The sequence below is a fragment of the Pseudomonas sp. genome, from assembly GCF_033723075.1.
In the GTDB taxonomy this organism is placed as follows: Bacteria; Pseudomonadota; Gammaproteobacteria; order Pseudomonadales; family Pseudomonadaceae; genus Aquipseudomonas.
On record NZ_JAWVXU010000001.1, the window covers coordinates 175,502 to 200,592 of the forward strand.

At 64.5% G+C, this 25,091-nt stretch carries 23 protein-coding genes; 16 read left to right on the top strand and 7 right to left on the bottom strand.

What is annotated here, in order from left to right; translation table 11 throughout:
* Positions 1 to 148: 148 nt before the first annotated feature.
* The 7 genes from R3355_RS00860 to R3355_RS00890 all read left to right on the top strand — a co-directional run bounded on the left by R3355_RS00860 (position 149) and on the right by R3355_RS00890 (position 6,002).
* Positions 149 to 1,111, top strand: coding sequence for an alpha/beta hydrolase (locus R3355_RS00860; protein WP_318959664.1), 963 nt, complete (start codon positions 149 to 151; stop codon positions 1,109 to 1,111).
* Positions 1,108 to 1,578: a MaoC family dehydratase gene (locus R3355_RS00865; protein WP_318950464.1), complete on the top strand. Its 471-nt coding sequence runs from the start codon at positions 1,108 to 1,110 to the stop codon at positions 1,576 to 1,578. The genes R3355_RS00860 and R3355_RS00865 overlap by 4 nt, the downstream gene beginning before the upstream one ends.
* Positions 1,579 to 1,743: 165 nt before the next feature.
* Positions 1,744 to 2,250 (top strand): DUF1993 domain-containing protein, encoded by a 507-nt coding sequence (locus tag R3355_RS00870; protein ID WP_318950463.1) that lies wholly within the window; start codon positions 1,744 to 1,746, stop codon positions 2,248 to 2,250.
* Positions 2,251 to 2,353: 103 nt separating this feature from the next.
* Positions 2,354 to 3,004, top strand: coding sequence for a TetR/AcrR family transcriptional regulator (locus tag R3355_RS00875; RefSeq protein ID WP_318959665.1), 651 nt, complete (start codon positions 2,354 to 2,356; stop codon positions 3,002 to 3,004).
* A 1-nt stretch (position 3,005) separates the two neighbouring features.
* Entirely contained in the window at positions 3,006 to 3,971 is a 966-nt protein-coding gene (locus R3355_RS00880) for an HlyD family secretion protein (protein ID WP_318959666.1), read from the top strand.
* Positions 3,958 to 4,896 (top strand): ABC transporter ATP-binding protein, encoded by a 939-nt coding sequence (locus R3355_RS00885; protein WP_318959667.1) that lies wholly within the window; start codon positions 3,958 to 3,960, stop codon positions 4,894 to 4,896. The genes R3355_RS00880 and R3355_RS00885 overlap by 14 nt, the downstream gene beginning before the upstream one ends.
* Positions 4,893 to 6,002 (top strand): ABC transporter permease, encoded by a 1,110-nt coding sequence (locus R3355_RS00890; RefSeq protein ID WP_318959668.1) that lies wholly within the window; start codon positions 4,893 to 4,895, stop codon positions 6,000 to 6,002. The genes R3355_RS00885 and R3355_RS00890 overlap by 4 nt, the downstream gene beginning before the upstream one ends.
* A gap of 110 nt (positions 6,003 to 6,112) precedes the next feature.
* Here the strand turns inward: R3355_RS00890 and ccoM are convergent, their stop codons facing one another.
* From ccoM to R3355_RS00910, 4 genes are all read right to left on the bottom strand, one after another.
* Positions 6,113 to 6,229, bottom strand: a complete 117-nt coding sequence (gene ccoM / locus R3355_RS00895; protein ID WP_289637062.1) for a cytochrome c oxidase subunit CcoM — start codon at positions 6,227 to 6,229, stop codon at positions 6,113 to 6,115.
* Between the two features lie 323 nt (positions 6,230 to 6,552).
* Entirely contained in the window at positions 6,553 to 6,714 is a 162-nt protein-coding gene (locus R3355_RS00900; protein WP_318950450.1) for a hypothetical protein, read from the bottom strand.
* On the bottom strand, positions 6,711 to 7,313 hold the full coding sequence (locus tag R3355_RS00905) for an alpha-ketoglutarate-dependent dioxygenase AlkB (protein WP_318959669.1): 603 nt from the start codon (positions 7,311 to 7,313) through the stop codon (positions 6,711 to 6,713). The genes R3355_RS00900 and R3355_RS00905 overlap by 4 nt, the downstream gene beginning before the upstream one ends.
* A 41-nt stretch (positions 7,314 to 7,354) precedes the next feature.
* Positions 7,355 to 7,651, bottom strand: coding sequence for an aspartate-semialdehyde dehydrogenase (locus R3355_RS00910; protein WP_318959670.1), 297 nt, complete (start codon positions 7,649 to 7,651; stop codon positions 7,355 to 7,357).
* Positions 7,652 to 7,827: 176 nt separating this feature from the next.
* Between R3355_RS00910 and rapA the strand changes: the two genes are divergently transcribed.
* Positions 7,828 to 10,671 (top strand): RNA polymerase-associated protein RapA, encoded by a 2,844-nt coding sequence (gene rapA, locus R3355_RS00915; RefSeq protein WP_318959671.1) that lies wholly within the window; start codon positions 7,828 to 7,830, stop codon positions 10,669 to 10,671.
* Between the two features lie 140 nt (positions 10,672 to 10,811).
* Here rapA and R3355_RS00920 read toward each other — a convergent pair whose 3' ends face one another.
* A complete protein-coding gene (locus tag R3355_RS00920; protein ID WP_318950173.1) occupies positions 10,812 to 12,140 on the bottom strand; it encodes an MFS transporter in 1,329 nt (442 codons plus the stop codon).
* A 348-nt stretch (positions 12,141 to 12,488) separates the two neighbouring features.
* Between R3355_RS00920 and R3355_RS00925 the strand changes: the two genes are divergently transcribed.
* The 4 genes from R3355_RS00925 (at position 12,489) to R3355_RS00940 (ending at position 20,015) form a co-directional block, all read left to right on the top strand.
* Positions 12,489 to 13,742: an acyltransferase gene (locus R3355_RS00925; protein WP_318959672.1), complete on the top strand. Its 1,254-nt coding sequence runs from the start codon at positions 12,489 to 12,491 to the stop codon at positions 13,740 to 13,742.
* A gap of 162 nt (positions 13,743 to 13,904) precedes the next feature.
* On the top strand, positions 13,905 to 15,431 hold the full coding sequence (locus R3355_RS00930) for a glucan biosynthesis protein G (protein ID WP_318959926.1): 1,527 nt from the start codon (positions 13,905 to 13,907) through the stop codon (positions 15,429 to 15,431).
* A complete protein-coding gene (mdoH, locus tag R3355_RS00935) occupies positions 15,428 to 18,016 on the top strand; it encodes a glucans biosynthesis glucosyltransferase MdoH (protein WP_318959673.1) in 2,589 nt (862 codons plus the stop codon). The genes R3355_RS00930 and mdoH overlap by 4 nt, the downstream gene beginning before the upstream one ends.
* 322 nt (positions 18,017 to 18,338) lie before the next feature.
* Complete coding sequence (locus R3355_RS00940; protein WP_318959674.1) at positions 18,339 to 20,015, top strand: ABC transporter substrate-binding protein; 1,677 nt, start codon at positions 18,339 to 18,341, stop codon at positions 20,013 to 20,015.
* A 4-nt stretch (positions 20,016 to 20,019) separates the two neighbouring features.
* Here the strand turns inward: R3355_RS00940 and R3355_RS00945 are convergent, their stop codons facing one another.
* Together R3355_RS00945 and R3355_RS00950 are read right to left on the bottom strand one after the other, a co-directional pair.
* Positions 20,020 to 20,805 (bottom strand): hydroxypyruvate isomerase family protein, encoded by a 786-nt coding sequence (locus tag R3355_RS00945; protein WP_318959675.1) that lies wholly within the window; start codon positions 20,803 to 20,805, stop codon positions 20,020 to 20,022.
* A complete protein-coding gene (locus tag R3355_RS00950; protein WP_318959676.1) occupies positions 20,802 to 21,692 on the bottom strand; it encodes an NAD(P)-dependent oxidoreductase in 891 nt (296 codons plus the stop codon). Before R3355_RS00950 ends, R3355_RS00945 begins: the two co-directional genes overlap by 4 nt.
* 132 nt (positions 21,693 to 21,824) lie before the next feature.
* Here R3355_RS00950 and R3355_RS00955 point away from each other — a divergent pair, with 132 nt between their 5' ends.
* From R3355_RS00955 to phnE, 4 genes are read left to right on the top strand one after another with little or no spacing between them, the layout of a single operon-like run.
* Positions 21,825 to 22,688 carry a putative selenate ABC transporter substrate-binding protein gene (locus tag R3355_RS00955; protein ID WP_318959677.1) on the top strand — a complete coding sequence of 288 codons (864 nt, stop codon included), beginning with the start codon at positions 21,825 to 21,827 and terminating at the stop codon, positions 22,686 to 22,688.
* Positions 22,685 to 23,488: a phosphonate ABC transporter ATP-binding protein gene (locus R3355_RS00960; RefSeq protein WP_318959678.1), complete on the top strand. Its 804-nt coding sequence runs from the start codon at positions 22,685 to 22,687 to the stop codon at positions 23,486 to 23,488. The genes R3355_RS00955 and R3355_RS00960 overlap by 4 nt, the downstream gene beginning before the upstream one ends.
* Positions 23,482 to 24,309 carry an ABC transporter permease gene (locus R3355_RS00965; protein ID WP_318959679.1) on the top strand — a complete coding sequence of 276 codons (828 nt, stop codon included), beginning with the start codon at positions 23,482 to 23,484 and terminating at the stop codon, positions 24,307 to 24,309. Before R3355_RS00960 ends, R3355_RS00965 begins: the two co-directional genes overlap by 7 nt.
* Complete coding sequence (gene phnE / locus R3355_RS00970; RefSeq protein ID WP_318959680.1) at positions 24,306 to 25,088, top strand: phosphonate ABC transporter, permease protein PhnE; 783 nt, start codon at positions 24,306 to 24,308, stop codon at positions 25,086 to 25,088. The genes R3355_RS00965 and phnE overlap by 4 nt, the downstream gene beginning before the upstream one ends.
* Positions 25,089 to 25,091 lie beyond the last annotated feature (3 nt).

Here is a 25,091-nt window from a genome sequence, read left to right on the forward strand (position 1 = left end):
GGGTGAGCGGACGTTAGCAGCTCCGGCCCGTAGCGCAAATACTTGCGGGGCGTCATTGACAGCGTGAATCTTCGATCACCCATTCGGCTGGGAAAAGCCTGCGTGCAAGCTCTACAATGCCGCACTCTCGCAGGCCGAAGGATTCGCCATGCAGCACAATGCTTTCTGGCTCAATAGCAGCGATGCCGTACCGCTCTATGTGAACCGCTGGTTCGCCGAACAGCCGCCGAACGCGGTGGTGATGGTGGCCCATGGCATGGCCGAACACAGTGGACGCTATGCCCGCCTGGGTGCGGCGCTGGTCGCGGCGGGCTTCGAACTCTATGCCCACGACCAGCGCGGCCACGGCAGGACGGCCGAGCACGGCCGCCTCGGCCACTATGCCGACGCCAACGGCTGGGACCTGGTGGTCGGCGATCTGGCCCGCCTCAATCACCATATTCGCCAGCAGCACCCGCAGGCGCCGATCTTCCTGCTGGGTCACAGCATGGGCAGCTACATCGGCCAGGCCTACCTGATGCAGCACAGCTGCAGCCTGCAGGGGGCCATTCTGTCCGGCTCCAACTACCAGCCGCTGGCGCTGTACCACGTGGCCAGGCTGATTGCCCGCTTCGAGCGCTGGCGTCAGGGGCCGACCGGGCAAAGCGCCCTGGTCGAGCTGATTTCCTTCGGCTCGTTCAACAAAGCCTTCAGGCCCAACCGCACCCGCTTCGACTGGCTGAGCCGCGACCCTGCCGAGGTGGATGCCTACGTCAACGACCCACTCTGCGGCTTCCGCTGCAGCAACCAGCTATGGCTCGACCTGCTCGGCGGCCTGCTGCAGATCACCCCGCCGCGCAACCTGGCGCAGATCGACTGCAAACTGCCGCTGCTGGTGATCGGCGGTGCCCGCGACCCGGTCAGCAACGGCAAACGTCTGGCCGACCTGGCCAATGCCCTGCGCGCGGCCGGCCATACCCAGGTGCAATTGAAGATATATCCGGATGCCCGCCACGAGTTGCTCAACGAGAGCAACCGCGACGAGGTCACCACCGACTTGCTCGACTGGCTGGAGCAGGCCCTGAGCCATCCCCGCCAGTTTCACCCACAGCCCCAGGAGAAACACCCATGAGTCAAAGCAGCAACACGCCTTACGACGCTCTAGAAGTAGGCCAGACCGCCAGCTACAGCAAGACCGTCGAAGAGCGCGACATCCAGCTGTTCGCCGCAGTGTCCGGCGACCGCAACCCGGTGCACCTGGATGCCGAATACGCCGCCACCACCATGTTCAAGCAGCGCATCGCCCACGGCATGTTCAGTGGCGCCCTGATCAGCGCAGCAGTGGCCTGCGAGCTACCCGGCCCTGGCACCATCTACCTGGGCCAGCAGATGCGCTTCACTGCGCCGGTGAAACTCGGCGACACCCTCACCGTGCGTCTGGAGATCCTCGAGAAACTGCCGAAATTCCGTGTGCGCATCGCCACCCGGGTGTTCAACCAGAACGACGAACTGGTAGTCGACGGTGAGGCGGAAATCCTCGCCCCGCGTAAACAACAGACCGTGGAACTGACCGAACTGCCGCCAATCAACATAGGTTGAGGGTTTGTGCGGAGGCGATATCCGTCTCCGCAGATGCCGGGCGCGATGATGGGGTGGGCTGCAGCGGATCACCGCCCGACCCACTCTTCGCCCTCCCCTCTCTGCCCTGGCTGCTTGCAATAACACCCCTTTCGAGCCGCCCCCACTGTTTCACTGGAGAACTCCATGTCCCTGTCCATGTACCAGGCCTCCGTGCCGGTGTTTATCCGCCAGCTCGGCAACCTCTCGACCATCCTCGGCCTTGCCGCCAGCGACGCCGAGACCCGCAAGATCGACCCCAGCGTATTGCTCAATGCCCGCCTGGCCCCCGACATGTTCCCGCTGAGCCGCCAGGTACAGATCGCCTGCGACGGTGCCTCGGCCGGCACTGCATTACTGGCCGGTGTCGATGCCCCCAGCTTCGCCGATGACGAAACCAGCTTCACCGAACTACAGGCGCGCATCGCCCAGGTCCAGGCCTTCCTGCAAGGCATCAGCGCGGCGCAGCTCGACGGCAGTGAGGAACGCACCGTGACCCTCTCGCGCCGCGGCAAGGACACCCACTTCCAGGGCCAGGCCTTCCTGCTCGATCACGTGCTGCCGAACTTCTATTTCCACGTCACCACCGCCTACGCCATCCTGCGCCACAACGGTGTGGCGATCGGCAAGCGCGACTTCCTCGGCACCCGCTAAGCACCACCCGGCGGCGTCCGGCTTTGCCGGTCGCCGCCTTGCGCGCTCCCTTGGTGCAGAATTATTGGTTGCGTTTATTTATATTTATATTTAATTTTAATTCATGAAAACACCCAGTACCGCAACCGCCTCCCGCGCCCCCGGCCGACCGACCGGTGATTCGCCCGCCCAGCGCGAACGCTTGCTCGACGTCGCCGTGCAAGCCTTCGCCCATGACGGCATCAAGGCCTCCAGCCTGCGCAGCATCGCCCAGCAGGCCGGGGTCACACCCGCACTGGTCAATTATTATTTCGGCAACAAATCCAAACTGCTCGCAACGGTCGCCGAAGAACGCGTGCTCCCCCTGCTGATGGGACTCGGCCAAGAACTGCGCCAGCTCGGCGATGAGCCCATCGCGCTGGTCAGTGGTTTCATTCAGGGCATGCGCCGAACCGTGCAGGCGCACCCCTGGCTGCCGCCGCTATGGGTGCGCGAAGTGCTGTGCGAAGGCGGCGGCTTGCGCGAACTGCTGATGGGCCGTGCGGGCCCGGTAGTGGCGCACATGCTGGCCGAGCGCTTCGCCAGCGCGCAACGACGCGGCGCGCTGAACCCCGACCTCGACCCGCGCCTGCTGGTGGTCTCGCTGATCGGTCTGACCCTGTTCCCTTATGCCGCCGCGCCAATCTGGCGCGGCTTGTTTACGGACCCCGAGCTGGACGATGCGGCGCTCGCCCGCCACACCCTCGCCCTGCTCGAACGTGGAATGGAGACCTGACGTGAGCAAACACCTGCTGCCAAGCCTGGTCCTGCTCGCATTGCTCGGCGGCTGCGAACCCGCAGGCGACGAAGCCCTGCTCGGCACCCTGGCGTGGGATCGCATCGGCGTACCCGCCGAAGCCTCGGAAACCATCCTCAGCTGGCAGGTCGCCGAGGGTGACCGGGTCGAGGCCGGGCAACTGCTGCTGGAGCTCGATCCGCGTCGCCAGGACGTCCGTATCGCCCAGGCCCGGAGCGAGGTGGCGCAGGCCGAAGCGCGCCTGAGCGAGCTGAGCAACGGCGCGCGCATCGAAACCATCGAGGCAGCCCAGGCCGTCCTGGCCCGCAACCACGCCGAGCAGACCGAGGCCGAGCGCAATTTCCAGCGCTTCGCCACCCTCTACCAGCATCGCCAGGTGGCCATTGCCGAACTCGATCGCGCCCGCGCCAGGCGCGACCAGGCCATGGCCGCCACCCGCACTGCCGACGCCCAACTGCGCGAACTGACCCACGGCACCCGCCCGGAACAACTGCAACAAGCCGCCGCCAGCCTGGAGGCTGTGCGCGCCAACCTGGCCCGCCTGCAGATCGACCGCGAGCACCTGAGCGTACGGGCACCGCGGGCTGGACGGGTCGATGCCCTGCCCTTCAAGCCCGGCGACCAACCGCCGCTCGGCGCCGAGTTGGTCAGCCTGCTGGTCGGCGACGCGCCTTACGCACGGGTCTACATCCCAGCCAGCCAGCGCACCCGCTTCGCGCTGGGCGACACCCTGCGCGTGACTGTCCAGGGCGTCGCGCAGCCCTTCACCGCGACCCTCAGCAGCATCCGCAGCGAAGCCAGCTTCACCCCCTATTTCGCCCTCAGCGGCGACGATGCCAGCCGCCTGATGTTCCGCGCCGAACTGCGTCTGCAAGGCGAAGGTGCACGCCGGCTGCCGGCCGGGCTCCCGCTAAGCGCCGAGCGCGACGCCAATGCCCGGCACTGACGTGGTGATTCAGGCCAGCGGCCTGACCAAGCGTTTCGGCCAGCTCACCGCGGTCGACAACCTGAACCTGAGTGTGCGTCGCGCCGAGGTGTTCGGCTTCCTCGGCCCCAACGGCTCCGGCAAGTCGACCACCATCCGCATGCTCTGCGGCCTGCTGCTGCCCAGCGCGGGGGAGATCGAGGTATTCGGCTACCAGATCCCCCGGGATGCCGAGGCCCTCAAGCGGCGCATCGGCTATATGACCCAGAAATTCTCCCTCTACGAGGACCTCAGCGTGCTCGAGAACCTGAGCTTCCTCGCCACCGTGCAGGGGCTGGACAAGGCTTCAGCGCGTCAGCGTATCGCCGAGCTGCTTGAGCGCTACTGGTTGGGCGACCAGCGCCAGCAGCTGGCAGGCACCCTCAGCGGGGGACAGCGGCAGCGCCTGGCGCTGGCCGGCGCGGTCCTGCACAAACCCGACCTGTTGCTGCTCGACGAACCCACCAGCGCGGTCGATCCGCAATCGCGCCGGGAGTTCTGGGAATCGCTGTTCGAGCTGGCCGACGCCGGCACCACCCTGCTGGTCTCCACCCACTACATGGATGAAGCCGAACGCTGCACCCGCCTGGGCATCCTCGATGACGGCCGCCTGGTCGCCGACGGTAGTCCGCGCGCGCTGCTCGACGCCCTGCCCGGGCAGCCATTGCTGATCGAGTGCGCGCAGCCGCGCCAGGCCAAACAGGCCCTGCACGACTGCGCCGGCGTGCTGGCAATGGCGCAGATTGGCCTCGCACTGCGGGTCTTGGTCGCCAGCGAAGACGCACGCGGACCTATCGAGCAGCGCCTGCGCGACGCCCACATCGATGCCCAGATAAGAAGCACGGAAGCCAACCTGGAGGACGTATTCGTCAGCGTCACCCGCCAACCCGTGCAGGCCCAGCGATGAGCCTGCGGCGCCTGACGGCGGTCATCGTCAAAGAGCTGCGGCAGTTGCGCCGCGACCGTCTGACCTTCGCCATGATCGTCGGCATTCCCCTGCTGCAACTGGTGCTGTTCGGCTATGCGATCAACATGGACGTGCGCGGCATCGACGCCGCCGTGCTCGATCAGGCCAATACTGAGCGCTCGCGCGAGGTGGTGGCGGAAATCGGCTCCAGCCAGATCCTCAATCTGCGCTACCAGCTGAGCAACCCCCAGCAGATCGATAGCCTGCTGCGCCAGGGCAAGATCAGCGCCGCCCTGGTCATCCCGAAGGATTTCGAGGCGCGCCTGGAAAGCCAGAGAAGCCTGCCGCAGGATCGCCTGTCGCAGGGCCGCCTGCCGCTACAGCTGATAGTGGATGGCTCGGATCAGAGCGTGCAGGCCTCGGCGCGCCAGCTGGCGAACTATCCGCTGCCGGGCTGGGAAAGTCGCCAGGGGGTCGAACTGGTCAACTTCTACAACCCCGAGCGTCTGGCGGCGCTAAACACGGTGCCGGGGCTGATTGGGGTGATCCTGACCATGACCATGGTGATGTTCACCGCCATCGCCCTGGTTCGTGAACGCGAACGCGGCAATATGGAAATGCTGATCACCACGCCACTGTCACCCTGGGAACTGACCCTCGGCAAGGTTCTCCCCTTCGTCGGCATCGGTTTGATCCAGGTGACGGTGATCCTGCTCACCGGCCGCCTGCTGTTCGAGGTACCGATCCGCGGTTCGTTACTGGAACTCTATGGCGCCTCCTTGCTATTCATCGCCGCCAGCCTGGCCCTAGGGGTGTTTATCTCGACTCTGGCGCAGACCCAGTTCCAGGCCATGCAGGTTGCCTTCTTCACCTTCCTGCCGCAGATTCTGCTGTCCGGCTTCATGTTTCCCTTCGCCGGCATGCCCAAGGCCGCCCAGTGGTTCGCCGAACTGCTGCCGCTAACCCACTTCCTGCGCCTGGCGCGCGGAATCATGCTGCGCAGCGCCGGGCTGATAGAGCTCTGGCCGGAGATACTGGCACTGCTGGTATTCACCGTACTGATGCTGAGCCTGGCGGTAGCCCGGGTGAGCAAACACCTGGATTGAGCAACGACGCTGCTTGCCCCCCGGATCGCCCTGGGAACAAATCGCGCGCAAAAAAAAAGGGCAACCGAAGTCGCCCAAATTGCCTTGCGTGCCCGTAGTTCCGGAATGGCTCAGGGCGCCTTGCGCTTGTGTGAGTCTTTCCAGATGAAATAACCAACGCCTGCGAAGAAAGCGACCATCAAACCGACGGTGCCGATTCCGGCGAGAACAACGACATCGATAAACATGATTGCCTCCTGCGGTAGCCCTCTTGGGCTGTTGGGGATGGCTGCAAGTTATCAGGGCTGCGGGGCGGTTCATTGATCCAGGTCAAGGGTGCACAGAGACCGGCTGCGCATGGCAGCGGATACTGATCCAGATCAACGAATCGGCCCCGAACGGGGCGGATGAACAGGCACTGCACAAGGCGATATCGCCTTTATGGATGGCGCGCAGCGCTTGTGAAACGACGCTCGCCTGCGGCCGGCAGTGCACCCGGGTTGATCGGCGCGGCACAACAGCGGGCTGGCTGTCGCTGCGCCCTGGCGACGGCGCTCGACACCAGGCCTGGCTAGCGCTTTTTCGACTTGCCCTTGCCGCTCTTCTTGCCCTTGGGCAGGGGCAGCGCCTGCTCGAATGCCTGACGCATCTCGTCAAGCTTCTTGTCATGCAGGTCGTGGATGCGCTTGCCGCGCTCGGCGCTGAAGTCGATCAGCTTGTTGTCGTTGCTCATGATGGCGACCGGATTAAACGAAACGTCAGATTCAGGCGTGGCGCGCACGGACTGCGCGTCTTCGCCACTTGGTGCTGCCAATAATGCTGGGTTGGCCCGTCCATGACCAGCAGCGAACCGTGATTGAGCGCCAGGGAGTGCTCGATGCGGCTCTGCCCCTTGCGCCGCAGATCGAAACGCCGGGTCGCACCCAGGTTGAGCGAGGCGATCAGCGGATTGGTACCCAGTTCGGCCTCGTCGTCGCTGTGCCAGCCCATGGAGTCCTGGCCGTCGCGGTAATAGTTGAGCAATACGCCGTTGAGCGGCTGCCCGACCGCTGCCACCAGTCGGGCGCGAATCTCTGCGAGCAGGGGCGTCCAGGGCAGCGGTTGATGGGTCAGGCCGGAATAGCGGTAGCTGGCCCCGGCATCGCCATACCAGGCGACCAGCCGCGGCACCGGGTGCTGGCGACCATAAAGCCGCACCTGTGGCTGCTGCCAGGGCGTCTGCTCGAGCAGCAGCGCGAGCCAGCGATCCGCCGTCGCCTGCTCCAGCCAATGCGGCTGAAAATCCAGCGTGGCGTCGGGCAGCTGCACATCGGTAGCGGGGAATAGGCTCACGGGCAATCGGGCTTGGTTATCCAGCACATAGTGTGCGCCGCTCAAACTTCCACATCCACCCACAAACCCTGCCGGGGAAGTTCGTCGATTACCGCCTCGTCGGCCTCGGCCACTTCGCCTTCGGCCAGTTCCTCGGCGCTGTAGCCACGCCGCTGGCGCCGGCGCTGCTCCTCGCGCAACAACTCGGCAGCCTCCTGGGGATGGCGCTTATCCAGACTCACACCACTTTCCTTGGCGCTGGCCGCGGCCGGCGAAACTGGTGGAATATCGGGCCTGGGCTTGATCACATCCTGCTGGACGGTGACCGGCGCCATGCCGTGCGGAATTGGCGGTAGCACTTTATTCAGTCCTCCTTTGGTCAGGCTGTCGGCCACCCGGACGCCGACTTGAGCACGGCCTCGCTACACTTTCGACTCGAGTAACGTCTAATAAGTGCCAGTTAAGCAGCATTGCGCCTTTGGCCTTGGCTTGGCGTTCCGTTACCATAGTCGGCTTTTTCACGCAGGAGACGGGCATGGCGCAGTATGAACCGGGGCAACGCTGGATCAGTGACAGCGAAGCGGAGTTGGGCTTGGGTACCGTCCTCATGCAGGACGGCCGGATGCTCACCGTGCTCTACCCGGCCACTGGCGAAACCCGCCAGTATGCTGCGAACAACGCGCCGCTGACCCGCGTGCGTTTCTCCCCGGGCGACGAAATCACCCACTTCGAAGGCTGGAAGCTGACCGTCCAGGAAGTCGACGACGTCGATGGCCTGCTGGTTTACCACGGTCTCGACGGGCAGAGCCAGAGCGTCACCCTGCCGGAAACCCAGCTGTCCAACTTCATTCAGTTCCGTCTGGCCAGCGACCGCCTGTTCGCCGGCCAGATCGACCCGCTGCCCTGGTTCGCCCTGCGCTACCGCACCCTGGAATTCACCAGCAAGCAGTTGCAGTCCTCGCTGTGGGGCCTGGGCGGCGTGCGCGCGCAACCGATCGCGCACCAGCTGCACATCGCCCGTGAAGTCGCCGACCGCATCGCCCCGCGAGTATTGCTGGCCGACGAAGTGGGCCTGGGCAAGACCATCGAAGCCGGCCTGGTGATCCATCGCCAGCTACTCTGCGGCCGCGCCTCACGGATTTTGATCCTGGTGCCGGAAAACCTCCAGCACCAGTGGCTGGTGGAAATGCGCCGGCGCTTCAACCTGGATGTGGCGCTGTTCGACGCCGAACGCTTTATCGAGAGCGACGCCAGCAATCCCTTCGAGGACTGCCAGTTGGCGCTGGTCGCCCTGGAGTGGCTGTGCGAAGACGAGCGCGCCCAGGATGCGCTGTTCGCCGCCGGCTGGGATCTGCTGGTGGTCGACGAGGCCCATCACCTGGTCTGGCACCCGGAGCATGCCAGCGAGCAATACAGCCTGGTCGAACAGCTTGCCGAGGTGATTCCCGGCGTGCTGCTGCTCACCGCCACCCCGGAACAGCTCGGCCAGGACAGCCACTTCGCCCGCCTGCGCCTGCTCGACCCGCACCGTTTCCATGATCTCGCCGCCTTTCGCGCCGAAAGCGCCAACTACAAGCCGGTTGCCGAAGCGGTGCAGGAGCTGCTCGATCAGGGCCGCCTGTCGCCCGCCGCGCACCAGACCATCCATGATTTCCTCGGCGCCGAAGGCGAGGCCCTGCTCGGTGCCGTCAGCGACGGCGACAGCGAAGCCGCGGCGCGCCTGGTGCGCGAGCTGCTCGACCGCCACGGCACCGGCCGCCTGCTGTTCCGCAACACCCGCGCCGCGGTGCAGGGTTTCCCCGAGCGCGAACTGCACGCCTACCCGCTGCCGAGCCCGGACCTGTACATGGAGCTGCCGATCGGCGAGCACCCGGACCTGTACCCGGAAGTCAGTTATCAGGCCCAGGCCGACCTCGACGAAGACCAGCGCTGGTGGCGTTTCGATCCGCGCGTCGAATGGCTGATCGACACCCTGAAGATGCTCAAGCGGGTCAAGGTGCTGGTGATCTGCGCCCACGCCGAAACCGCCATGGACCTGGAAGACGCCCTGCGCGTACGCAAGGGCATCGCCGCCACCGTATTCCACGAGGGCATGAACATTCTCGAGCGCGACCGCGCCGCCGCCTACTTCGCCGACGAGGAATTCGGCGCCCAGGTGCTGATCTGCTCGGAAATCGGCAGCGAGGGTCGCAACTTCCAGTTCGCCCATCACCTGGTGCTGTTCGACCTGCCGGCCCACCCGGACCTGCTCGAGCAGCGCATCGGCCGTCTCGACCGCATCGGCCAGAAGCACCGCATCCAGGTGCACGTGCCTTACCTGGAGAACAGCCCGCAGGAACGCCTGTTCCAGTGGTATCACCAGGCGCTGAATGCCTTCCTGGCCACCTGCCCGACCGGCAACGCCCTGCAACACCAGTTCGGCAGCCGCCTGTTGCCGCTGCTGGAAAGCGGCGACGACGGCGAATGGCAGAGCCTGGTGGACGAAGCCCGCGGCGAACGCGAACGCCTGGAAGGCGAGCTGCACGCCGGCCGCGACCGCCTGCTGGAACTCAACTCCGGCGGTGCCGGCGAAGGCGAAGCCCTGGTAGAAGCCATTCTCGAACAGGACGACCAGTTCGCCCTGCCGATCTACATGGAGCAGCTGTTCGACGCCTTCGGCATCGACAGCGAGGACCACTCCGACAACGCCCTGATCCTGCGCCCCAGCGAGAAGATGCTGGATGCCAGCTTCCCCCTCGGCGACGACGAAGGCGTGACCATCACCTACGACCGCGACCTGGCCCTGGCCCGCGAGGACATGCAGTTTCTCACCTGGGAGCACCCGATGGTGCAAGGCGGCATGGACCTGGTGCGCTCCGGCTCGATGGGCAACACCGGCGTGGCGCTGATCAAGAACAAGGCGCTGAAACCCGGCACCGTGCTGCTCGAACTGCTCTACGTCAGCGAAGTGGTGGCCCCGCGCACCCTGCAACTGGGGCGCTACCTGCCGCCGGCGGCGCTGCGCTGCCTGCTCGACGGCAACGGCAACGACCTGGCCCATAAGGTGGCCTTCGAGACCCTCAACGACCAGTTGGAAAGCGTGCCGCGCGCCAGCGCCAACAAGTTCGTCCAGGCCCAGCGCGACAGCCTCAACCCGCTGATCAATGCCGGCGAAGACAAGGTCGCGACGCGCCACCTGGAACGGGTAGCGCAGGCCAAACGTCGTCTGGCCGCCGATACCGAAGAGGAGCTGGCGCGCCTGACCGCCCTGCAAGCGGTCAACCCGAGCGTGCGCGACAGCGAACTCAGCGCCCTGCGCCAGCAACGCGAGCAGGGCCTGGCCCTGCTCGACAAGGCGGCCCTGCGCCTGGAGGCGATCCGGGTACTGGTGGCCGGCTGAGTCAGCCGCTGAACGACAAGGCCCGCAATCGCGGGCCTTGTCGTTTCAGGGTAACGGGCTGTGGGAGGGCTTTCAGCCGCGATTCGACGCGCCCCTGGCTTGTCGCGACTAAAGCGGAGCGCCGCCCGGCCCCTCCCACATCACGCCGGCAGCGGCTCGGCCATGCCGGCGCGCATCCGCGCGGAGTCGGCGACAAAGCAGCGCGAGGCCTGTAGCAGCGCCAGCATGGTGAGAAACAGCGCCACCGGGATCAGCAGCATCGCATCGTGCAGCCCCACCGCCTTGAAGTCTTCGCTCATCTCGCTGGCACCGGCGGCGAGCATCGCTGCCTGGGAGAAATGATCGGACAGCAGGCCCACCGCGATGGGGCCGAAGCCGCCGCCAAGCAGGTACAGACCGGCGAAAAACAGCGCCATGGCCGTAGCGCGCAGACGCGGTTCGACCACGTCCTGAATGGCCGTATACACGCAGGGGTAGAAATTGTAGGCGAGCAGCCAGCCGAGGCTGAAGACCGCAACGAACACGCCGACCTCGACACGCCCGGCGAGCAAGGCATAGGCGGTGGCAGCGGCGGCAATCAGCATGCTCGCGGCGGCGAACAGCAGGCGGCCGGTGGCCGAACGCTGGTGGATGCGATCGGCCAGCCAGCCGCCGGCGGTCAAGCCGAGCAGGCCGGTCAGGCCGACGATTACCCCGGTGGCCACCGCCGCCTGCTCCAGCGGCAGGAGGAAATAGCGCTGCAGCATCGGCACCATGAAGGAGTTGCAGGCGTAGGTGGCGAAATTGAAGGTCAGGCCGGCGAGCACCAGCCACCAGAAGGTGCGGATCGCCAGCACCTTGCGCAGCGGCTTGTCCACCGCGGTGGTCGCCACCTGCACGGCTTCCGACGCGCCGCGCTTGGGCTCCTTGATGAAGAACATGAACAGCGCGAGGATCATCCCCGGCACGGCAGCGATGAAGAACGGCGCGCGCCAGCTGTCGAAGGCCTCGACCATGGCGCCGATGGTGAAGAACGCCAGCAACAGGCCCAGTGGCAGGCCGAGCATGAAGATGCCCATGGCGCGGGCGCGCTTGTGCGGCGGAAACAGGTCGCCGATCAGCGAGTTGGCCGCCGGTGCATAGCTGGCTTCGCCGATGCCGACGCCCATGCGTATCAGCAGGAAGCTCCAGAAGTTCCAGGCCATGCCGTTGACCGCGGTCAACCCGCTCCACACCACCAACCCCCAGCCCATGATCTTGCGCCGCGCGCCGGTGTCGGACATGCGCCCCAGCGGCACGCCGGCGATGGCATAGACGATGGTGAAGGCGGTACCGATCAGGCCCAGCTGAAAGTCGCTGAGGCCCCACTCCAGGCGAATCGGCTCGATGATGATGGCCGGGATGGTGCGGTCGAAGAAGTTGAACAGGTTGGCGAGAAATAGCAGGAACAGAATGCGCCAGGCATTCGCCCTTTGGTGATCTTGCGGCATGAGTTGCTTCTCTCTTGTAGTTATCAAAGCACGAGGCGGCGACTGCCCAAGCGTACATAACAGCTCCTGCCACGCCCATGCATGAAGGAATCTAGAGCCTCCAGTCTGTGCTGTCTGTGACTATTTGTTGTGTTGATGTCAGTGAATCGCACAGTACGAAGCCCTCCGGCACAAGCGACGCACCGATCAAATGCCGATCAAACCTGTCGAACGTTTTCAGGTTTGGCCTCGCACGCCTGTGCGCCCCCTCCTCTTGCACTCCATCCAGGGGAGTTGCCGGCGCCTTCCAGGCCACCCATGCCTTTCCCTCCTCGGGGGATAGGGACAGTTCAATCACAGGAGTACAGAGTGGCGCGCATCGGCAAGGAACATTTCATCGGTCTGGAGTGGTTACGCTTTCTGCTCGGCGTCTATGTGGTGGTATTCCATACCCTGCATAGCTATCCGAATGAACAGAAACCGTCCTGGCTGACGGATCTGACCGGGGTCGGATTCTTTGCCACCAGCAGCTTCTTCGTGCTGTCCGGCTTTCTCCTGGCCCATGTGTACTGCCGACAGGGGCAATTACGCGAACCAGCCCGCAGCTTCTGGAGCAGGCGTTTCGCCAACCTCTATCCGCTGCACCTGTTTTCTCTGCTGCTGACGATCGGCGTGCTGTTGATCATCGGCAACCTCGGTATCCCGCCCGATGACAGCAAGGCGAGCATGCGCTTCGTGATTTATGACACCAACGCAGACCTGGCTGGCGCATCACGGGAAACCCTCGAACACTTCATGAGCAACGGCGAACTGCTGCTCAACTCCGGCCTGCAGTTGCTCATGCTGCAAGCCTGGAATCCCTACTACCTGACCTTCAATGCGCCACTGTGGTCGATTTCCACGCTGTTTTTCTTCTACCTGACCTTTCCCCTGCTGGCACCGCGGCTGATGCGCGCACGCCACAAGGGCTGGTGGCTGATAGCAATAACCCTGATCTACCTGCTGCCACCGCTCTGGGTGATCCAGAGCCAGGAATACGGCATGCCCTACACCGGCATGCTGCACCGCATGCCCCTGCTGCGCCTGCCGGAGTTTCTCGCTGGCATTCTGTTGTACGGGTTGTTCCGCCAGTTGCGCGACAGCGGATACGCACCACAACTGGGCACCAAGGTTCTACTCGGTGGCTTGTGCCTGCTGTGCTTCGGCGTCGCGATCTGGCTGCTCAAGGGCGAACGGTTCTGGTACTTTCTGCTGCACAACGGCTTGCTGTTGCCCGCGCAACTGGCTCTGGTCTACCTGTGCGCCCTGATCTCCACGCCAGACAACGAGCGCCTGATCCACTGGTCACAGCGCCTGGGGACTGCATCGCTGCCGCTATTTGTCCTGCACGTGCCGGCTTTCATTATATTTTCCCGCTCGGAAAAACTCCTCGGCGTTGCCTCACCAGGGTGTTTCGAGCGCTGGACCAGCTGTGCCCGGCAAGCCGGTGAGCAGCCGCTGTCTCTGTGGTTCTACCCGCTGTTTCTGCTGTTGACGATTACTTTGTGCGTCTGGGCGCAAGAAAAAGCAGTAGTCCCGGCACGCAAATGGTTGCTCAGGCGCCTGCCGGTATCTGTCCAGTAAAGATCCCCAGCAAAGAGGAATCATTTATAGATAACATGGTCGGAAATTCAGTACCCGGTTCAACTGGGCCGCTCTACTTTTCTTGCTTCGTCTGGTGAACCCGTGTCATTGAAAATCGTCAAACTTTCTTCCCACCACGGCATCCTCCCCTCCCTACTCCATCTGGCCTCTATCGCCTTGTTGCTTTGCACCGCTCAAGTACAGGCGTTCTCGCTGGATGATGTGGCCGCCAAGGCCAAGGCTCTCGGCGAAAAAGGCTACAGCGCACCGGCCAGCAATCTGCCCGCCGAATTCCGCGAGATGGCCTTCGCCGATTATCAAAAAATCCAACCGCACCCTGAAGAGTTCGAGTGGAGCGAGCGCGATACGCCATTCAAACTGAGCTTTTATCACCAAGGCATGCACTTCAATACGCCGGTGAAAATCAACGAGATCACCAGCACCACGGTCAGGGAAATCAAGTACGACCCTGATCGCTTTGATTTCGCCGACCTGAAGTTCGACCAGCAAGCCACCAAGAATCTCGGCTATGCCGGTTTTCGGGTGATGTACCCGATCAACCAGAAGGGCAAGCAAGACGAGATCATGAGCATGCTCGGTGCCAGCTACTTCCGGGTGATCGGCAAAGGGCAGGTGTACGGTTTGTCGGCGCGCGGCCTGAACATCGACACCGCACTGCCCAGTGGCGAGGAGTTTCCCTATTTCCGCGAGTTCTGGATCGAACGACCGAAGCCGCAAGACAAGCACCTGGTGATTTTCGCCCTGCTCGACTCAGCGCGCGCGACCGGTGCCTACCGCTTCATCCTGCGGCCGGGCAAGGATGCAGTGGTGGATGTGCAAGCGCGCGTGTACCTGCGCGACGCAGTCGACGAACTTGGTCTGGCATCGCTGACCAGCATGTTCCTGTTCGACCCGAAACAGCCACCCAGGCAGCACAGCTTCCGGCCTGCCCTGCATGACTCCAACGGCCTGGCGATCCATGCCGGCAATGGCGAGTGGCTCTGGCGGCCGCTGAACAACCCGAAACACCTGGCCGTCAGCACCTGGCAGGTGGATAACCCGAGAGGCTTCGGCTTGCTGCAACGCGGCCGTGAATTCTCCCGCTACGAAGACCTCGACGACCGTTACGACCTGCGCCCTAGCGCCTGGATCGAACCCAAGGGTGACTGGGGCAAAGGCCGGATCAAGCTGGTGGAAATCCCCACCCAGGACGAGACCAACGACAACATAGTGGCATTCTGGGCTCCGGATAAATTGCCCGAAAAAGGCCAGCCCCTGGAATTTGCCTACCGCATGCACTGGACCCGCGACGAGCCGGCGCTGCACCAGCCGGACAACGCCTGGGTCGCCCAGACCCTGCGCGCACCGGGTGAAGACAAGCAGGCCAACCTGATCCGCGAACTGGACGACAGCATCGCCCTGCTGGTCGACTTCGAAGGCCCCGCACTGGCCAAGCGGGCGAAAGATGCCGCACCGAGTTCGCAAGTCAGCGTCGGCGACAACGCCAAGCTGATGGAGAACAGCCTGCGCTATAACCCCACCACCCGTGGCTGGCGCCTGACCTTGCGGATCAAGGTCAAAGACCCCGAGCAGCCGGTGGAAATGCGCGCGGCGCTGGTTGACGGCGACCAGACGCTGAGTGAAACCTGGAGTTATCAATTACCCGCCCACACGGCTATCAGTCGATGACCGCGCAGAACACCTCCCCCGCGCGCCAGCCGGGCCTGGACGCCTACCTGGCAGAACTGTCACTGCCTGACGCAGAGCGCGAGGTGCTGGCCCAGGCCGAGGACTTCGCCGACCTGCACCGGCGCCTGTCCGGCCAGCCGGCGCAGAGCACGGCCGAAGCCGCCTGCCAGTCCGCGACACGCCGCCTGCAACTGGGCGCCGGCACCGACCTGGCGGACATTGGCATCCTCGGTGAAGATGCCGCAGGCCGGCCGCGCATCGAGGCCACTCCGCCCCTGCACCGCAGCCATGTGACACCCGAGCCCTGGCGCACCAATATCCTGGTACGTGCCTGGCGCAAACTGCTCGGCCGGAAAAGCCCTCCGCCGCCGCCGCGGCAGCAGCTGGAACCCGCTCCCTGGCGCCAGGCTGGCTCGCGCCGTCGGCTCGTCCTGCTGCTGTTGATGCTCGGACAAACCGCAGTGGCGACCTGGTACATGAACAGCATCCTGCCGTACCAGGGCTGGGCCCTGATCGACCTGCAGGAAATCATGCAACAGAGCCTGCAGCAAAGTTTCATCCAGGTTCTGCCTTACGTGGTGCAGTTCAGCATCCTAGTGCTGTTCTCCATCCTGTTCTGCTGGGTTTCCGCCGGATTCTGGACAGCCTTGATGGGCTTCTGGGAGCTGTTGCGCGGCTATGACCGGTACGGAATTTCCGGCGCTCATGCGGGTAATCAGCCGATTCCCGCCGACGCGCGGACCGCAATCATCATGCCTATCTGCAACGAGGATGTGCCGCGGGTGTTCGCCGGGTTGCGCGCAACCTACGAGTCGGTGGCCGCCACCGGCGATCTCGATCGCTTCGATTTCTTCGTGCTCAGCGATACCGGCGATGCCGACATCGCCGTCGCTGAGCAGAGCGCCTGGCTGGAGCTGTGCCAGGCCTGCAAAGGCTTCGGACGGATCTTCTACCGGCGCCGGCGCCGCCGGGTCAAACGCAAAAGCGGCAATATCGACGATTTTTGCCGGCGCTGGGGCAGCAACTACCGCTACATGGTGGTGCTCGATGCCGACAGCGTCATGAGCGGCGAAAGCCTGACCTGCCTGGTACGCCTGATGGAAAACGATCCCCAGGCCGGGATTATCCAGACCGCGCCGAAGTCCGCCGGCATGAATACTCTGTATGCACGCCTGCAACAATTCGCCACCCGCGCCTACGGACCGCTGTTCACCGCCGGCCTGCACTTCTGGCAACTCGGCGAATCGCACTATTGGGGGCACAACGCGATCATCCGCGTACAGCCTTTCATCGACCACTGTGCCCTGGCGCCGCTGCCGGGCAAGGGCGCATTCGCGGGCGCGATCATGTCCCATGACTTCGTCGAAGCGTCACTGATGCGGCGCGCCGGCTGGGGCGTGTGGATCGCCTACGACGTACCCGGCAGCTATGAAGAACTGCCGCCCAACCTGATCGACGAGCTGGAACGCGATCGCCGCTGGTGCCATGGCAACCTGATGAATTTCCGTCTGTTCCTGGTCAAGGGCATGCATCCGGTACACCGTGCGGTGTTCCTCACCGGGGTGATGTCCTACCTGTCGGCACCGCTGTGGTTCCTCTTCCTGCTGCTCTCCACCGCGTTGCTGGCGACTCATACCCTGCTGGAGCCCCAGTACTTTCTGGTGCCAGGACAGTTGTTCCCGGTCTGGCCGCACTGGAATCCGGAGCAAGCCATTGCCCTGTTCTCCACGACCCTGACCTTGCTGTTCCTGCCCAAGCTGCTCAGCGTCCTGCTGATCTGGATCAAGGGTGCTCACGCCTACGGCGGCGCGTTCAAGGTCAGCCTCAGCATGCTCCTGGAAATGCTCTTCTCGGTACTGTTGGCACCGGTCAGGATGTTGTTCCACACCCGCTTCGTCACCGCTGCCTTTCTCGGCTGGTCGGTGCAGTGGAACTCACCCCAACGTGACGATGGCATAACCACCTGGGGCGACGGCGTACGCCGACACGGCTGGCAAGCCTTGCTGGGTGTCCTCTGGGCTGCCGGAGTCGCCTGGCTCGACCCGGTGTTTCTCTGGTGGCTGGCGCCGATAGTCGTGTCCCTGATGGTGTCGATCCCGGTTTCGGTGATTTCCAGCCGCCTGAGCCTGGGCCTGAGTGCCCGGCGCAACCAGTTGTTCCTGATCCCCGAAGAGTCGAATCCGCCCCAGGAACTGGTGTCCACCTATGCCTACGCCAGGCACAACCGCGAGCATGCCCTGCACCAGGGGTTTATCGCCGCAGTGTTGCGGCCGTTCCCCAACGCCCTGGCGTGCGCCATGGCAACCGCCCGCCATGGCGACTCGTCACGCCTCGAAACGGCCCGTCAGCGCTTGCTGCAACTTGCGCTGAAAAACGGCCCGAAAAAGCTCGACGGCCCCAGCAAGCTGGCCTTGTTGAGCGACCCCGTGGCGCTCAACCGTCTGCATGCACTGCTCTGGGAACAGGCCGAGCAGCATCCCTCATGGCAGCACGCCTTTAGCCAGGCCGTAGAACAGCAAGCCCGCGTGCCGGTCACACAGACAAGACTTCCCCTGCCCCATACCTCCCGCCCGGTAGCCGGTTAATACAACCCTTCGGGTGCGATGCCTGGCTCACGCATCCGAAGGTTCTGCGGTCAAGCCACTTGGCGGACTTAACCATGCCCTGCCGCGGAAAAACCGCAGGTCAGCAAGTACCTGCCTCTGAGCACGCCGGCCACTGTCAACTTGCCTTATGCACAGACTCACTATACTGATGCCAGATCGCCATAAACTTTACCCATAATCGGCGACGACAATCGACGCGAGCGTGATCTACGACTGACAGCCAGGGCCGTTGTCGTTACCGCATCCGCTGTTGGTGGTTTTTTGCAAGGCAGCTTAAACGTTGAGTCAGCGGCAGGTCGCCATGCCCTTACCCGTTCACACACCACCCGGCAAGCGGGGCAACACTTCGCTACGCCTAGGTCTCGGTCTGTTGCTGTTGCTGGTGCAGTGGCTGTGCCTGGCCGAGGCCATGGCCGCGGAAAAAATGCGCCTGCAGCTGCGCTGGCTACATCAGTTCCAGTTCGCCGGCTACTACATGGCCCTGGAAAAAGGCTTCTATGCGCAGGCCGGCCTGGAGGTGGAAATCCACCCGGGCGGGCCCGGCACAGCAAATCCGCTAGACCTCCTGCTCGCAGGGGATACCGACTTTGCCATCGCCAACAGCGGCCTGGTCATCGCGCGCATGCAAGGCCAACCGCTGGTGGCGTTGGCGGCGATCATGCAGAGCTCGCCAATCGTGTGGATCGTGCGCGCCGACTCGGGCATCTACACGCCACAGGATCTTGCCGGCAAGCGGGTGATGCTGATGCCGGCACCGGAAAGCGCCGAATTGCGCATCACCCTGGCCCGTGAAGGCATCGATCTGACTCACCTGGAGCTGCAGCGGACCAGTTTCAACCCGCAGGATCTGATCGACGGCAACACCGATGCGTTCGACGGTTATATTTCCAACGAGCCGTTCTGGCTGCAGCAACAGAATCAGCCCTACCGGCTGATCAACCCGCGCGAATACGGGGTCAATTTTTACAACGATATACTGGCCACTCACGAAACCCTGCTGCTGCGGCGTCCCGTACAGGTCGAGGCCTTTATCCAGGCCAGCCTCAAGGGCTGGCAATACGCCCTGGAACACATCGAGGAAAGCGTCCAGCTGATCCATCAGCGCTACGCCCCCGACAAGAGCCTGGAACATCTGCGTTTTGAAGCCGAGCAATTGAAGAAGTTGATCATGCCGGAGTTGGTGCAACTGGGGCACATGAACCCGGGGCGCTGGCAAGCCATTGCACAAAGTTACCTGGACCTGGATATGGCCGAGGGACCGATCGAACTGGACGGTTTCATCTACAAGCGCAAGGTTACAACCGACCACAGCCTGCTCTACCAGGTGCTTGGCGGGGCCTTGCTGGCCCTGCTGTTGCTGGGCGCAGTGGCCTTTCGCTTTGCCCGGCTGACGCAGAAGCTGCGCCTGGAGGTCAAACGCCGGCAACAGGCCGAGCAGGAACTGCGCGACAGCAACCTGCAACTGGAACGCCTGGCCAATACCGATCGCCTGACCGGGCAATGGTCGCGACTGAAGATCGAGGCGCTGGCGCACAACGAAATCAAGCGGGCCGAGCGCTATGGCTTCCCCCTGGCCCTGGTGTTTCTCGATATCGACCGCTTCAAAGCAGTCAACGATCTCTATGGTCACGACGTCGGCGACTGCGTCCTCACTGGCGTGGCGCAACGGATCAAGGCCCACCTGCGCGACTCCGACAGCCTGTGCCGCTGGGGCGGCGAAGAGTTCATCATCCTCATGCCGCACACCGACCTCGATCAGGCCTGCCTGATTGCGGAAAAGCTCCGCGCCCTACTCGCCGCCGAACCGTTGACCGGCACCATCGGCGTTACCGCCAGCTTTGGCGTGGCGCAGTGGCAGCCCGGACAAGGCTTGGGCGAGCTGGTGCACTGCGCCGACCTGATGCTCTATCGCGCCAAGAAGCTGGGGCGCAACCGGGTCGAGCGCTTTTCTCCCTGCGCCATCCTGCCCCTGGTGTAACGGGCTAGCCGGCGTTGCGCCAGCTGGCCAGCCAGCCCAGCTCCGCCTGCGTCCCCGCCTCGCCCGGCAGGTATTCGGCGCCCAGCCAGCCTCGATAGCCGCTGCGTTCGAGCGCCGCCAGGGCTGGCGCAAACTCCAGCTGACCGGTTCCCGGCGCCCCACGCCCGGGGCAATCGGCGAACTGCACGTGACCGATGCGCCCGGCCAGCAAGGCGATGCCCGCCTGCAGATCCACGCCTTGGCGCGCCATGTGATAAAGGTCGTACTGGGCCGCCAGATTGGGATGGCTGACCCTGCGCAACAACTCATCGAGCTGCTCGGGGGTGTTGAGCAAAAAGCCCGGCATGTCCAGCGGGTTGATCGCCTCCACCAGCACGCGGATCCCCAGCACCTGAAAAGCCTCGGCGCTCTTGTGCAGATTGGCGGCCAGGGTCGCCAACGCCCGTTCTCGGCTCACACCCTCGGCCAGGCACCCGGGCAGCACATTGACGCAGGCAGGCCGCACCATCGCCGCATAGGTCAGCGCCTCCTGCAGCGCCGCATCGAACTCGGCCTGGCGCGTCGGCACCGCTGCCAGACCGGCACCGCCGCTGAGCAAGTCGCCAGCTGGCAGATTGATCAGCACCAGTGGCATGCCCGCGGCCTCCAGCGCCTCCTTCAGGCGAATCGCCGCCAGCTCGTAGGGAAACTGGATCTCCACACCATCGAAGCCCGCCGCGGCGGCCGCCACCACGCGCTCGCGCAACGGCAGTTCGGTAAACAGCAGGGACAGGTTGGCAGCGATTTTCATGCCTCTCCCTCCCGGTACAACTCGACCAGGGTGGCGGGATCGCGCTGCAGATTGCCCTGGCTGCCATGCAGGCGCATCAGCTGCGCTGCCAGGCCGCTGAGCGGGGTGGCCGAACCCAGCTCGCGGGACAGCTTGACCGCGCTGTCCAGATCCTTGAGCAGGGTGCGCACATGCCACTTGATCGGTTCGAACTGGCTGTTGGCCATTTGCGGGGCGAGGATCTGCAACGGCCTGGAATCGGCAAAACCACCGGCCAAGGCCGGGGCGAGCAGACCGGCATCGACCCCGGCTCGCTCCGCCAGTGCCACCACCTCGGCAATCACCAGCGCGTTGCAGGCGACGATCATCTGATTGCACAGCTTGGTCACCTGACCGGCACCGACCTCGCCCATGCGCGTCAGGCGCTGACCCAGGTGGGCGAGGATCGGCCGCGCCCGTTCGATATCCTCCTCGCGCCCGCCGGCCATGATCGTCAGGCTGCCGGCCTCGGCACCGGGTGTGCCGCCAGACACCGGCGCATCGACCCAGCGCATGCCGCAGCGCTGCTCCAGTTCGGCGGCCATGGCGCGGGTCGCCGCCGGTTCCAGGCTGGAGAAATCCACCAGCAGTTGCCCGGATCGGGCGCCCTCGGCTATGCCGCCTGGGCCGAACACCACCTCGCGCACCACCTCGGTATTGGCCAGACAGAGCATCACGATACCGGCATCGGTGCACAACTCTGCCGGGGTTTGCGCGCGCTGCGCCCCCAGCTCGAGCAACGGCAGGCACTTGTCCGGCGAACGGTTCCACACGCTCAGGGGATAACCGGCGGCCAGCAGGCGGCGGGTCATGGGCAGGCCCATCAGGCCGATGCCGGCGAAAGCCAGGGCGGGACGTGCTGCAGTCATGATCAGACTCCTCTAAAAATCGCGATTATCTTAACGTAGCTTGGCGCTGCACCAGCGAAGCCCAACCTTCACAAACCCATGAATCCCTCTATACTCCGCCGGCTTTCCCCGCTATTGAACCGGAGAACCCCCATGTTGAAGCGTCCTTTTGCGCTGGCCGCCGGCCTTGTCTTGTCTTTTTCCGCCGTATTCGCCCAAGCCGCCGATGTATTGCGCGTCTCGGCCATCCCCGATGAAGCCCCCACCGAACTGTTGCGCAAATTCGAGCCGCTTGGCGCCTACCTCGAACAGCAACTGGACATGAAAGTCGAGTTTGTCCCGGTATCCGACTATGCCGCAGTGGTCGAGGCTCTCGCCGCCGACCGTATCGATATGGCCTGGCTGGGCGGTTTCACCTTCGTCCAGGCGCGCCTGAAAACCGCCAACACTGCGCATCCCGCGATCCCGCTGGTGCAGCGCGCCGAAGATGAGAAGTTCACCAGCAAGATCATCAGCGCCGACCCGGCCGTGCACTCGCTGCAGGACCTGAAAGGCAAGACCTTCGCCTTCGGCTCGGTGTCGTCCACCTCCGGCAGCCTGATGCCGCGCTATTTCATGCTGAAGGACGGAATCAATCCAGAAGAGTTCTTCAGCCGCATCGCCTACTCCGGTGCGCATGACGCCACCGCAGCCTGGGTGCAGGCCGGCAAGGCCGACGGCGGCGTGCTCAACGCCTCGGTGTGGGACAAGCTGGTCGCCGCTGGCAAGGTCGATACCGACAAGGTCAAGGTAATCGCCACCACCCCGCCCTACTTCGATTACAACTGGACAGTGCGCGGCACCCTCGACCCGGTCGTGCGCGACAAGATCCAGGCGGCGTTCCTCGCCCTCGACCCAGCCAACCCGGAACACAAGGCCATCCTCGACCTGCAAGCCGCCAGCCGCTTTATCGCGACCAAGGCTGAAAATTACCAGGGTATCGAGGAAGCAGCCCAGGCGGCCGGCCTGTTGAAGTGAGTGTCAGTCTCAGCGGCGTGGGCCTGACCCACGCCAACGGTCAGGTTGCGCTCAGCGAGGTCGATCTACAGGTAAAGATCGGCGAGCGGGTGGCCATCATCGGCCCATCGGGCGCGGGTAAAACCAGCCTGCTGCGCCTGCTGGCCAGCAATCTGCAACCCAGCACGGGACAGATCCACCTGTTTGGCCAGCAACCTTGGCAGCTTGCTGCCGGTCAGCGGCAGAAGTTGCGTGCGCGTATCGGCCTGATTCATCAGTCACCGCCCCTGCCGCCGCGCCAGCGGGTGGTCACCGCAGTACTGGCGGGCAAGCTCGGCCAATGGTCGCTGGGCAAGAGCCTGCTCAACCTGCTGCACCCGCTGGATATGCCCGGCGCCCAGGCGGCCCTCGGTCGCCTGGACCTGGCGGACAAGTTGTTCGAGCGCTGCGATCAGCTTTCCGGTGGCCAGTTGCAACGGGTCGGCATCGCCCGGGTGCTGTATCAGGCGCCGGAACTGATCCTTGCCGACGAACCGGTGTCGGCCATGGACCCGGTGCTCGCCGGTCATACCCTCAGCGTGCTCAATGAGGAAGTCAGCCGGCGTGGCATGACCCTGCTGGCCAGCCTGCATGCAGTTGAGCTGGCCCTGACACATTTCCCGCGAATCATCGGCGTGCGCGAGGGCCGCATCGTCTTCGACCTGCCGCCCGAGGCAATCAGCGCCAACGCACTGGATGCGCTGTACGCCAACGAACAATTGCCAACCGTGCCCGCCTCGGCAGCGCCGGCACCTGTGAGCGTGCAGATCCCGCGATGCTGAACCCGGTACTGCGTGACCCGGCAGCCTTGCCGCGTCTGGCCCTGACCCTGCTGGCAGTGCTGCTGTTGTGGCCGGGCCTGACGCTCAGCGAGCTGAACCTGGCGGTGCTGTTCGATGAACAGAACGCGGCCAATATGGGGCGTTTTCTCGCCGACTTCTGGCCGCTGGCGCGTGACCTCGAGTTCCTCCAGTTGCTCGGCCGTGCCACCCTGGAAACCCTGGCCATCGCCACCGCCGGCATGGCTCTGGCGCTGCTGATCGCCGTTCCCGGCGCCCTGCTGGCCAGCCGCGCGCTGTCGCTGTCTGCCGTGCATCGCGGCGGCCGCCCGGCCTGGTGGGCGCAGGCGCTGCGCTGGCCGGTGCGCGGCCTGCTGATCGTCCTGCGCAGCGTGCCGGAAATCGTCTGGGCCCTGCTGTTCGTGCGCGCCGTCGGCCTCGGCCCCACTGCCGGGGTGCTGGCCATCGCCATCACCTACAGCGGCATGCTCGGCAAGGTCTACGCGGAGATCTTCGAGTCGGTCGACCCGCGTCCGAGCCGTGCCCTGCTGATCGCCGGCAGCCCGCGCCTGGCCGCCTTCGCCTACGGGATACTGCCCAATGCCGCTGCGGAAATGCTCTCCTACACGGTGTACCGCTGGGAATGCGCCATCCGCGCCTCGGTGGTGATGGGCTTCGTCGGTGCCGGCGGCCTGGGCCAGCAGATCGACCTGTCGCTGCGCATGTTCGCCGGCGGTGAGGTGGCCAGCATGCTGCTGACCTTCCTGCTGCTGGTGTTGCTCGCCGACCAACTCAGCCGCCTGCTGCGCGCGAGGTTGTTATGAAGCCTTCTGCGCATAAGCGCCTGGGCAACTACGCCCTGCTGCTGGCCTTGCTGGCGACTGTGGTTGGGTCCTTCAGTTTCCTGGATATCGACCTTGGTGCACTGGTCAGTGGCGACAGCCTGAGCCAGATGGGTCGTTACGCCGGCAACTTCTTCAGCCCGGATTTCTCGGCGCCCCACTTGCGGGCCATCGGCCAGGGCGCGCTGGAAACCCTGGCCATGTCAGCCATCGGCACCCTGCTGGCGGCCCTGCTCGGCCTACTCCTGGCCTTGCCGGCGGCCGGGCGTTTTGGCTGGTTGGCCCTGAGTGGCTCACGGCTGCTCTTGAATGCCCTGCGCGCGATCCCGGAACTGGTGTGGGCGGCCCTGGTGGTGCTGGCCGCCGGCCTCGGACCGAATGCCGGCACCCTGGCCCTGGCCCTGCACACCACCGGGGTGCTCGGTCGCCTGTTCGCCGAGGCCCTGGAGAACACCCCGAACGAACCGGCCGAGGCGATTCGCCTGAACGGTGGCGGACACGTGACGGCCTTCTGCTATGGCACTCTGCCGACCGTCTGGCCGCAGCTGATCGCCTATTCACTGTACCGCTGGGAAAACAATATCCGCATGGCCAGCGTGCTCGGCTTTGTCGGCGCCGGCGGCCTGGGACAGATGCTCTACGTCAGCCTCAGCCTGTTCCAGGAGGCCCAGGCGGCAACGGTGATCCTGGCGATGCTGATCCTGGTGCTGGGCGTCGATGCCTTCAGCGGCTGGGCGCGTCAACGCTGGGTCAGCGCGTAGCGC

Coding starts and splice junctions, on each gene's coding strand:
- R3355_RS00870 (WP_318950463.1), top strand. CDS start 1,744: ATGTCCCTGTCCATGTACCAGGCCTCCGTGCCGGTGTTTATCCGCCAG.
- R3355_RS00955 (WP_318959677.1), top strand. CDS start 21,825: ATGTTGAAGCGTCCTTTTGCGCTGGCCGCCGGCCTTGTCTTGTCTTTT.
- R3355_RS00950 (WP_318959676.1), bottom strand. CDS start 21,692: ATGACTGCAGCACGTCCCGCCCTGGCTTTCGCCGGCATCGGCCTGATG.
- R3355_RS00965 (WP_318959679.1), top strand. CDS start 23,482: ATGCTGAACCCGGTACTGCGTGACCCGGCAGCCTTGCCGCGTCTGGCC.
- R3355_RS00860 (WP_318959664.1), top strand. CDS start 149: ATGCAGCACAATGCTTTCTGGCTCAATAGCAGCGATGCCGTACCGCTC.
- R3355_RS00885 (WP_318959667.1), top strand. CDS start 3,958: ATGCCCGGCACTGACGTGGTGATTCAGGCCAGCGGCCTGACCAAGCGT.
- R3355_RS00900 (WP_318950450.1), bottom strand. CDS start 6,714: ATGAGCAACGACAACAAGCTGATCGACTTCAGCGCCGAGCGCGGCAAG.
- R3355_RS00875 (WP_318959665.1), top strand. CDS start 2,354: ATGAAAACACCCAGTACCGCAACCGCCTCCCGCGCCCCCGGCCGACCG.
- phnE (WP_318959680.1), top strand. CDS start 24,306: ATGAAGCCTTCTGCGCATAAGCGCCTGGGCAACTACGCCCTGCTGCTG.
- mdoH (WP_318959673.1), top strand. CDS start 15,428: ATGACCGCGCAGAACACCTCCCCCGCGCGCCAGCCGGGCCTGGACGCC.
- R3355_RS00865 (WP_318950464.1), top strand. CDS start 1,108: ATGAGTCAAAGCAGCAACACGCCTTACGACGCTCTAGAAGTAGGCCAG.
- R3355_RS00890 (WP_318959668.1), top strand. CDS start 4,893: ATGAGCCTGCGGCGCCTGACGGCGGTCATCGTCAAAGAGCTGCGGCAG.
- R3355_RS00920 (WP_318950173.1), bottom strand. CDS start 12,140: ATGCCGCAAGATCACCAAAGGGCGAATGCCTGGCGCATTCTGTTCCTG.
- R3355_RS00940 (WP_318959674.1), top strand. CDS start 18,339: ATGCCCTTACCCGTTCACACACCACCCGGCAAGCGGGGCAACACTTCG.
- rapA (WP_318959671.1), top strand. CDS start 7,828: ATGGCGCAGTATGAACCGGGGCAACGCTGGATCAGTGACAGCGAAGCG.
- R3355_RS00945 (WP_318959675.1), bottom strand. CDS start 20,805: ATGAAAATCGCTGCCAACCTGTCCCTGCTGTTTACCGAACTGCCGTTG.
- ccoM (WP_289637062.1), bottom strand. CDS start 6,229: ATGTTTATCGATGTCGTTGTTCTCGCCGGAATCGGCACCGTCGGTTTG.